Here is a 10,423-nt window from a genome sequence, read left to right on the forward strand (position 1 = left end):
TACTGAAGACGGGACTTGAACCCGTACGTCCTAATGGACATTGGATTTTAAGTCCAACGTGTCTACCAATTCCACCACTTCAGCATTGGTATATTTTAAGAAAGTTTCAGAGCGAAAGACGGGATTTGAACCCGCGACCCCCACCTTGGCAAGGTGATGCTCTACCCCTGAGCTACTTTCGCAGTCATTTTAATGAACGTGCAATATTGCTATTGCGGATGCAAATTTAAAATATTTCTAGGAATACCAAAGCGTTTTGCTAAAATAAATTAAAAAAATTTTAAGCCTGCTTTTTTTTGAACAACATTCGCTTAATTTCATTCAATTTCATAAGCGCTTCTACAGGCGTAAGTGTATCAATATCAATGTGTAATATTTCTTCTTTAATATTTTCCAACAATGGGTCGTCTAAATTAAAAAAACTGAGTTGCATGTCGTCATTTATCGTTTTTACCTTATCGGTAAGCTCTTCGCTGGAATGCGACTGCTCTAATTTCTTCAAAATTTTGTTAGCGCGATGCAAAACTTGCTGTGGCATACCAGCCATTTTTGCCACATGAATTCCAAAACTATGCGCACTTCCGCCTTCAACCAATTTTCTTAAAAACAAAACATTGTCTTTTAACTCTTTTACAGACACATTAAAGTTTTTTATGCGCCCAAAAGTTTCACTCATTTCATTAAGCTCATGGTAGTGCGTTGCAAATAAGGTTTTTGGTTTTGCAGGATGCTCATGTAAATATTCGCTAATAGCCCATGCTATAGAAATACCATCGTAAGTACTTGTGCCTCGACCAATTTCATCAAGTAAAACCAAACTTCTATCTGAGATATTATTAAGAATAGATGCGGTTTCATTCATTTCTACCATAAATGTAGATTCGCCCATCGATATATTATCGCTAGCACCAACTCTAGTAAAAATTTTATCAACCAATCCTATTCTAGCTTCTTTAGCAGGCACAAAACTTCCTATTTGAGCCAATAACACGATTAAGGCGGTTTGACGTAATATGGCCGATTTACCAGACATATTCGGACCCGTAATCATAATAATTTGTTGCCCCGTTCTATCCAAAAACACATCGTTAGCAATATACGCTTCGCCTATTGGTAATTGCTTTTCAATAACTGGGTGTCGCCCCTCTTTAATTTCTAAATCGAAGGAATTATCGAGCGTTGGGTATATGTAATTATTATCTTTTGCCAATTGTGCAAACCCACACAAACAATCTATTTGCCCTATTAAAAAAGCATTTTGCTGTACAGGCTTTATATATTGGTTTAACCAAGTTACCAATTTAGCAAACAACTCCTGCTCTATGGCTTGTATTCTATCTTCGGCACCTAATATTTTGGCTTCGTATTCTTTAAGTTCTTCGGTAATGTAACGCTCTGCATTTACTAAAGTTTGTTTACGTATCCATTCTTCTGGAACTTTATCTTTATGGGTGTTTCTAACTTCTATATAATAACCAAAAACGTTATTGGATGCTATTTTTAGCGATGTTATTCCGGTGCGTTCACTTTCGCGCTCTAACATACTATCTAAATAGTCTTTTCCGGATTTAGACAAACCTCTTAACTCATCCAATTCGGCCGAAAAACCAGGCGCAATACTATTTCCTTTTAAAACATTTACAGGCGCATCTTCATTAACGGTTTCCTTAATTTTTTCGCGCAATACCTGACAACTTTGTAAGGTATCTCCAATAATTTTTAGGGACTCATTATCGCAATTTGAAGCCAGCTCTTTAATGGGCACAATAGCTTCTAAGGAGTTTTTAAGTTGAATTACCTCTCGCGGATTCACCTTACCTGTAGCTGTTTTAGAAATTAAACGCTCTAAATCGCCAATTTGCTTAATATGGTTTTGAATGTTTTGATGTACAGCATCTTCTTTAGTTAAAAAACTAACCACCTCGTGGCGTTGTTTTATTTTTTCAACATTTTTTAAAGGAAGCGCCAACCAACGTTTTAACAACCTTCCGCCCATAGGCGAAATGGTTTTATCAATAACATTTAAAAGCGTTACCGCGTTGTTATTTGTAGAGTTATAAAGTTCTAAATTTCTTATGGTAAACCTATCCATCCACACATAATCATCTTCGGCAATTCTAGAAATAGAAGTGATATGTTGTAATTTATGATGCTGAGTTTCTCCTAAATAATGCAGTATAGAACCCGATGCAATAATACCTTCGTATAAATCTTCAATACCAAAGCCTTTTAAGGTCTTAGTATCAAAGTGTTTGGTTAAAGTTTCGTAGGCATAATCGGTTTGGTACACCCAATCTTCTAAATAAAAGGTATGAAAATCTTCGCCAAAAGTTTTATTAAACAAGCTGCGCTTTTGTTTGGACACTAAAACCTCGCTTGGGCTAAAATTTTGGAGTAACTTATCAATATACTCCGCATTACCTTGCGATGTTAAAAACTCGCCCGTAGAAATATCTAAAAAGGATATCCCTATATATTTTTTATCGAAATAAACCGAACACAAAAAGTTGTTAGATTTAGAGACTAAAACCTCATCGTTTAAAGCAACTCCAGGCGTTACCAACTCTGTAACACCACGCTTTACAATGTTTTTGGTTTGTTTAGGATCTTCTAACTGGTCGCAAATAGCAACACGCTCGCCCGCTTTTACCAATTTTGGTAAATAGGTATTTAATGAGTGATGCGGAAACCCTGCTAACTCAATTTCGCTTTCGCTACCGGCACCACGCTTGGTTAAAATAATGCCTAATATATTTGCCGTTTTAACCGCATCGCTACCAAAAGTTTCGTAAAAATCGCCCACACGAAACAACAATAAAGCATCTGGATACTTTGCTTTTATGGCATTGTATTGTTTCATTAACGGGGTTACTTTTTTACTTTTTGTTGCCAATGGTTTTCTGTTTTAGTAAGTTTGCTAATGTAATTATTATTCTATTTTTTTTAAAGCGGAAAGCATAGAAGTTATTGGTACTTGTTCACAAAAACAGGTTTGTGGTTTGGCATATATGGATTCCTGTATTTTTATTGGATAACACTAAGTTAAACGACCTTGTTTTTAGTTTTGAGTAAGCACATAACCGTGGCGCGTTAGGGATTGCAGTGGAAAGCCCACAGCCTGACGAAGGAAGTGCGAGGACTTGTATCGGAAAGCCCGACCCCTGCGGTAACGCCCAATTTAATAAAAAATAAAGATCAATAAGATTTTCGCTTTCGCGGAAATAATAAAATAAAACATGCGGAAACTAAAAAATAGTGAGTTAGATAGATTAAGTGTTGATGCTTTTAAAGAGGCTGAAAAAACACCATTAATTATTGTACTAGATAATATTAGAAGCTTAAACAATATTGGCTCGGTTTTTAGAACGAGCGATGCTTTTTTAATTGAAAAAATTTACCTCTGTGGCATTACTGCGAAACCACCACACAAGGATATACATAAAACGGCATTAGGTAGCACAGATACTGTAGATTGGGAATATGTTGAAAACACTTTAGATATAGTTGAAAAACTACAGGCCGATAACATTAAAATATGCGCCATCGAGCAAGCCGAAAACGCCATTATGCTACACGATTTTAAAACCGAAGCCCACACCAAATACGCTTTAGTTTTTGGTAACGAGGTAAAAGGCGTGGCGCAAAATGTGGTAGATAAAAGCGATTTTGTTATTGAAATACCCCAATATGGCACAAAACACTCATTAAATATTTCGGTTAGTTGCGGCGTGGTAACTTGGGACTTGTTTAGTAAGTTACAGCAATAGGTTTTTAATAAATTCTTAATCTGAACCCATGCCAAAAAAAGCAAAAACACCATGGCCTACTAAAGATGCTATGAGTCAGATTTATGAGCTCAACCTTTGGGGTGGCGAAACCACCGCGTTTTATTCAGGATTCGGCTCGCACGACCCTAATATTACAACACCATATTTACACGCTATTATTGGCTTTTTAAAAACACACAACACACCTTTAGTGGTGTGCGATTTAGGCTGTGGCGATTTTAATATTGGCAAACATATTTATCCGCATACTAAACACTATACAGGTATTGATATTGTTGAAAACCTTATTATACGAAACCAAAACACGTTTAAAGCCGAAAACCTAGAGTTTGCATGCTTAGATATTTGTAAAGCCGAACTTCCTAATGCAGATTGCCTTATAATTAGGCAAGTACTACAGCATTTATCTACCGCCGAAATTTTAGAAGTAGCCCAGAAAATAACAAACTACAAATACATAGTCCTTACCGAGCATTTGCCCAATGGCAACTTTATACCAAACAAGGATATTATTTCTGGCCAAGGCATACGTATTAAAAAAAATAGCGGTGTAAACCTTCTAGAAGCACCATTTTTCTTGAAGATTAAAGACCAAAAAACAATTGACGATTACATTTTAGAGCATAACAAAGGACATATTGTAACCACTTTATACACATTGTTTTAAAGACTTATCCCATTTAAAAATTCTATTTAAAATTATCATTTCGACAAATAAAAAATGGCGTTCTTGGTGAGATACCAACAGAATCCGCCAAAAAATTCCAAATAGATAATACTTGAAAAACAGACCGCCAATTGGCCAAAACTTGCAATAATTTTACCTAAATTGTTTCAGAAATTATTAATATCTATTTTATGGCTAATAAAAACCCAGAAGCACAACGACTAGAAGTTGCAGACAATTACAGAAACTGGAAAAAATGGGGTCCATATTTGGCAGAAAGACAATGGGGAACCGTACGCGAAGATTATAGCGAACATGGCGAATCTTGGGAATTTATAGACCACGATAAAGCCAGAAGTAACGCGTACCGCTGGGGAGAAGAAGGCATTGGTGGCTTTTGCGATTCTAGAGAAATTTTATGTTTAGCACCTGCTTTTTGGAACGGAAACGATAGTATTTTAAAAGAGCGTTTATTCGGGCTTACCAACAACCAAGGTAACCACGGTGAAGATGTTAAAGAGCTATATTTCCATCAAGTATCCACGCCAACACACACATACAATAAATACTTATATAAATATCCGCATAGCAAATTTCCGTATTCGGAGTTGGTAAACGTTAATGCATCTCGCGGCAGACACGAAGACGAATTCGAACTTTTAGATACCGGTTGCTTTAAAGATAGTGCGTATTTTGATTGTTTTATAGAATACGCAAAAGCTGGTGTCGATGATATTTTAATGAAAATTACCGTGGTTAACCGAGGCAATAAAGCAGCCGATTTACATGTGTTACCACATTTTTGGTTTAGGAATTTCTGGAAACACAACGTAAAACACGAACGCCCAAGTATAAAATCGACCCATAAATTCGCAGCACAATCTAGTAGCCCACGAAATGGCGATTACTATTTTTACCACGAAGGCGGCGAGCAGTTATTTTGCGAAAACGAAACCAATAACAAACGTATTTACAATATAAAAAACGAAGTCCCTTTTGTTAAAGATGGCATTCATGAGCATGTTGTAAACAACCAAAAAACAGTTAACCCTAAAAAAACGGGCTCTAAAATGGCTGTTTGGCATAAATTTAATTTAAAAGCCGGCGAAGAAAAAAGCGTAAAAGTAAGACTTAGCAAGGAGGCTTTAAACGATCCGTGGACCGATTTCGATGCTATATTTAACCAACGCATACAAGAGTGCGAAGATTTTTATAGCGACATCATTCAAAAAGACTTACCAGAACAACGACAAGAACTAGCCCGAAAAGCCTTTTCAGGCCTGTTATGGACCAAGCAGTTTTACTATTTCGATGTATTTAAATGGCTATTTGGTGGCCCTGGAGAAAGCAAGCCACAACGTACCAACATGCGAAATTACAGTTGGCAACACCTTACCAACCGTCATATTATTTCCATGCCCGATAAATGGGAATACCCATGGTATGCCGCTTGGGATTTAGCATTTCATATGGCATCGTTTGTAGAAATAGACCCGTATTTTGCAAAACAGCAATTACTGTTATTTTTAGAAGAAAGCTACATGCATCCTAATGGTCAAATTCCAGCTTACGAGTGGAATTTTAGTGATGTAAATCCGCCTGTACACTCTTATGCCGTTTGGAAAGTTTACGAAAAAGACAAAGCAAAAACGGGCAAAGGCGATACAGCATTTTTAGAGAAAGCCTTCCATAAACTACAAATAAATTACACTTGGTGGGTTAACCAAAAAGATAAAAGCGGCACCAACCTTTTTGAAGGTGGCTTTTTAGGACTAGATAACATTGGGGTTTTCGATAGAAACCACATGCCCGAAGGCATAACCCGCATGCAACAAGCCGATGCTACCAGTTGGATGGCTATGTTTTCTATTAATATGTTACGCATATCTTTAGAGCTTGCCGAAACCAATAAAGTGTACGAGGAAGCCGCAGCAAACTTTTTTAGGCACTTTTTAAACATTGCTTGGGCCATGCACCATATTGGTAAAAAAGACATTTCGCTTTGGGACGACGATGATAATTTCTACTACGATGTGGTCGAGATGGACAATGGCACCACCGATCGTTTACGCGTGCGTTCTTTAGTTGGCGTAATACCAATGTTTGCCGTAGAAATTATACACAAAGATCTATTTGAAGATTTAAAAGATTTTAGACGTCGTGCCAACCGTATTATTAAAACAAGACCCGATTTAGCCTCTTTAATTTCTAATTTAGAAAAAGCCAATGAAGATGGCAATTTTATGTTCTCCATTATGCGCGGCTTTAGGTTAGAGCATTTATTAAAACGCTTGTTGGATGAAGGTGAATTTTTATCAGATTACGGCATACGCTCGCTTTCAAAATACCATGAAAAATACCCGTTTGTATTTCAGCATCATGGGCATCATCAAATACAATACGAATCTGGCGAAAGCAGATCTAATATGTTTGGTGGAAACTCCAATTGGCGCGGACCAATTTGGATGCCGTTAAATTATATGATTATTCAATCGTTACGAAAATACTATACCTTTTATGGCGACGAGTACACCTACGAATTCCCTACAGGCTCTGGCAACAAGCTAAATTTAAAGGAAATTGCAAACGAGCTTACCAAAAGGCTTATTAAACTTTTTGAACCTAATGAAGATGGTAAATTCCCGTACCATTCTAAGGATGCCGACCAAGTATTTACAAAAGACGAACATTTTAAAAACGAACACTTTTTCTATGAGTTTTTTGATGGCGATAGCGGCAAAGGCCTTGGCGCCTCTCACCAAACTGGATGGACCTCGCTTATTGCTAATTTAGTAATGGAAATGGACGAGGATTAAAACTTTCTAGCTTATAATAAAATCCCTTATTGGAAGGTCTTAACAAATAGATATTCTTGTAAGGGATTTTTTATTATTTGTAGGGGGAATTAGTTATATTTAAGCGGTAACAAGAGCAAAAAACTTGCTTTATCCTGATATATTTTCAGGATATGAGTAATAAAAGTTATTATATAACGAGTTACCTGCAAGCTGAAAATCGAAACTATGAAAAAACATTTAGTTATAATTTTACTACTTATTTCATTGAAAAGTTTTGCCTGTACTTGTGCGATTAAAAAACTTTCCGAATGGCAGAAATATGAATTGGAAAATTCCGAATGTATTTTTATTGGAGAAGTAATTGAAGTAAACGATTCAGATTTGACATTTAAAATAAAGGTAACGGAATCATTAGATGGTGGAGACTCAATCGGAAATATTTACATCGGAAAAAATTGGAAATATTGCAGTCCTTATGTTCAGGAAAATGGGAAATGGATTGTATATGGAAATATGGAAGACGGATTTTTACGTCTAAATATGTGCGGAATAAGTCGAAGTTTTGAATATCCAATTGTCAATCCTCTTCCACCTTCGCCTGAACTGTATGAAAAGAATACAACCGAAAAGGAAAGAAAAAAGATTTACGAAAAATTACGTGCTGAAAATATAAAAATAGCGTTATCTGACTTGGAATTAGAAATAATTGCTTTGAGAAAAAGAAGAGATGATGAATAAAAGCCAGCAGGTAACAAAGCATAAAATTAATGGCTAGTTTTAGCTTACTTGGAAAATTCCTGCGGAATTTTCCGCTGGCAAGTTTCTATTTACTAAATTAGTGCTTAAACGCGCCACTAATATTATACGTAACCGTTACAAGCAATTAAAACGAAAATTAAACTATGAAACAAAATTCAGCCCTATTGATAATAATTTTATCGATTTTATTTTCAAACTGTACTAATTCTCAATCTGAAAATGATGAGAAATCAGAAGTAATTGAAATATTAAATAATTGGAATAAATTTCACAATGAGAAAGATATTCTGAACCTTTTAAAACTTTACAATGAAAATGTTTTTTATTATGGTCAAAATAAATCATTGAATTATATCACAAAAGATAAATCAAAACTATTTAAAAAATTCAATTCTTTTAAACAAGAAAATGTTAGAATTAATGAATTATCAAGAAACTTACTAAATGAAGAAATAAAAATATCTTTTACAAAAAAAGTAACAATTGATTCAGAAGAAAAAGATTATCCATCTTATCTTATTTTAAAAAAAGAAAATGATACTTGGAAAATCTCTACTGAAAGTGACTTAATAACAAATAAAAATATTTCCGAAAAAAGTACAAGTGATGACCATAAAAAAATATCAGGAGATTTTAATGGAGATGGTAAAAAGGAATATGCATGGATTGAAACACCACAAAGATTAGTGGATTCGGAATATATAATTGATGAAAGCAAATTAGAAGAGGGAGAATTTCACGTATTGTATGGTGATTTTATTGGTGGAGCTAAAAGTGTAATCCATTTTTCTAATAAAACGATTTGGCCAATTACATTAGACACTGCAAATGGAGAACTATCAAATATAGGAGATTTAAACGATGATGGTTCGGATAATATTTGTGTATATACTTCTGGAGGGAGAAGTTCTGCTTTAAGAGTTATAAATGCTAATAATTACTATAAGCCAAATCTAATTGAACCTCTTTTTGTTAATAGAAACATCTATGATTCTGTTCAAAAAGAAGATATGCTCGAAAAGATTAGCAATAAACTGATTAGAGTAACCTATAGCACCTTTTCAGAAAAAGGTGAATATGAATTGATTACAAAGGAGATAAAATTAAAATAACTGCTTGTAAAACGAGTTGGCAAACATTTGAAGAACGCGATTACATTCATTTTATTTTTAACTTTTGGAACAGTTTTCAGTCAAACCGAATGTGACCAATTTGGGGAAAATTATACGCCTAAAGATTTAAATGATGCAATAGTATATCTAAACTGTAAATGGCCAGAAAAAGACAAAACGGAATATAAAAATAAAGCGGAAAATGATGCTGTTGCTGAATTACACTTTGGAACCGGAATGTCAATCCGAAATAATTGGGGATTGTGGAAAGGAAAAAATAAATTATCAAAGTTTTTTAAGTCAAATGGTGTTTTTCATCCAGATGATATATCTTCAATAATTCTGACTTCATTTCACAGACAACTCAATGGAAAACCGATTGATTTAGATGCTCAAATCGAATTCTATAAAAGCTATTGGGAACAAGCCAAAAAAGAATACGAACAAACAGAAAAAGGTCAGAAGGAATTAAGTAAAAAGGAGTTTGACAATTTTAAAGTTAGTGATTCAATCAAAATTGCATTTAAAATCAACAAACAAGGGAAAAACGTTTGGGCTTATAGTATTCAAAAATATCCAGATTTGAATGAAGAACCGAATTGCTTTATTAACGGAATAATTACCAGAAAGAAAAAGAAAACTCGAAAACGAGGCGATTACGTTCTGACAATTATGATATTTGATATTTGTGGAAATGAAAAAGCAATTTTTAGCGAAGAAGAAAATGGACTTAAGACTAATCAAGAATATGATTTTAGTCTTGAGAATTATAAAATAAGTAAAAAATAAAAATACGTTTGCCAACAAAGAACTGAGGTAAAAAACAACTCTTTTCTTCATTAATTTGAGACATTATTATTTTAGGCTCAGAGATTCAAAATTGTGATTCTTTGAGCTTTTTTTTACTACCTATTTTATCAACTATCTAGTTAATACAGAAACATATGTTTCATCATAAGGAATACCAGATTTTGCGATAGCAAAACATTGTTTTAATAGTTTATTTGCCACTGCAATTAAAGCAAGTTTTTTGCTCTTTCCCTTATTTACAATGCGCTCGTAAATTGCTCGACAAGCCTTATTGTGTTTAGAGGCATTAAAGGCACATAGAAAAAGTAGGTTCCTGAGCTTTCTATTACCCACTTTACTTATCCTAGCCCGACCTCTTACACTACTTCCAGACTCGCGTATGGTAGGTGTTATTCCAACATAGCTACATAGTTGTGATGCGCTTTCAAATTTTTTAAACCCATCTGTAACTACTATTAAAAACAAGGCTGTTTTAGGTCCTATACCAGG

Annotated in this window: 8 protein-coding genes and 2 tRNA genes; 6 read left to right on the top strand and 4 right to left on the bottom strand. The window is 34.7% G+C overall.

Annotated elements, in window-relative coordinates; translation table 11 throughout:
* The 3 genes from HNQ90_RS10995 to mutS all read right to left on the bottom strand — a co-directional run bounded on the left by HNQ90_RS10995 (position 1) and on the right by mutS (position 2,893).
* A tRNA-Leu gene (locus tag HNQ90_RS10995) sits at positions 1 to 84 on the bottom strand.
* A 26-nt stretch (positions 85 to 110) separates the two neighbouring features.
* Positions 111 to 182: transfer RNA gene (locus tag HNQ90_RS11000), tRNA-Gly, on the bottom strand.
* A gap of 98 nt (positions 183 to 280) precedes the next feature.
* Entirely contained in the window at positions 281 to 2,893 is a 2,613-nt protein-coding gene (gene mutS, locus HNQ90_RS11005; RefSeq protein ID WP_144115847.1) for a DNA mismatch repair protein MutS, read from the bottom strand.
* A gap of 343 nt (positions 2,894 to 3,236) precedes the next feature.
* Here mutS and HNQ90_RS11010 point away from each other — a divergent pair, with 343 nt between their 5' ends.
* From HNQ90_RS11010 to HNQ90_RS11035, 6 genes are all read left to right on the top strand, one after another.
* Positions 3,237 to 3,767, top strand: coding sequence for an RNA methyltransferase (locus tag HNQ90_RS11010; RefSeq protein WP_144115848.1), 531 nt, complete (start codon positions 3,237 to 3,239; stop codon positions 3,765 to 3,767).
* A 28-nt stretch (positions 3,768 to 3,795) separates the two neighbouring features.
* Positions 3,796 to 4,455, top strand: a complete 660-nt coding sequence (locus HNQ90_RS11015) for a class I SAM-dependent methyltransferase (RefSeq protein WP_144115849.1) — start codon at positions 3,796 to 3,798, stop codon at positions 4,453 to 4,455.
* Between the two features lie 191 nt (positions 4,456 to 4,646).
* On the top strand, positions 4,647 to 7,271 hold the full coding sequence (locus HNQ90_RS11020; protein ID WP_144115850.1) for an MGH1-like glycoside hydrolase domain-containing protein: 2,625 nt from the start codon (positions 4,647 to 4,649) through the stop codon (positions 7,269 to 7,271).
* Between the two features lie 207 nt (positions 7,272 to 7,478).
* Positions 7,479 to 7,991, top strand: a complete 513-nt coding sequence (locus HNQ90_RS11025; protein WP_144115851.1) for a hypothetical protein — start codon at positions 7,479 to 7,481, stop codon at positions 7,989 to 7,991.
* Positions 7,992 to 8,155: 164 nt separating this feature from the next.
* Positions 8,156 to 9,124 (top strand): hypothetical protein, encoded by a 969-nt coding sequence (locus HNQ90_RS11030; RefSeq protein ID WP_144115852.1) that lies wholly within the window; start codon positions 8,156 to 8,158, stop codon positions 9,122 to 9,124.
* A gap of 27 nt (positions 9,125 to 9,151) precedes the next feature.
* Complete coding sequence (locus HNQ90_RS11035; protein ID WP_144115853.1) at positions 9,152 to 9,913, top strand: DUF6794 domain-containing protein; 762 nt, start codon at positions 9,152 to 9,154, stop codon at positions 9,911 to 9,913.
* Positions 9,914 to 10,045: 132 nt separating this feature from the next.
* Here the strand turns inward: HNQ90_RS11035 and HNQ90_RS11040 are convergent.
* On the bottom strand, positions 10,046 to 10,423 hold a 378-nt coding region (locus HNQ90_RS11040), incomplete at its 5' end, for a transposase (protein ID WP_183822332.1).

The organism is Algibacter amylolyticus, assembly GCF_014202225.1.
GTDB lineage: Bacteria > Bacteroidota > Bacteroidia > Flavobacteriales > Flavobacteriaceae > Algibacter_B > Algibacter_B amylolyticus.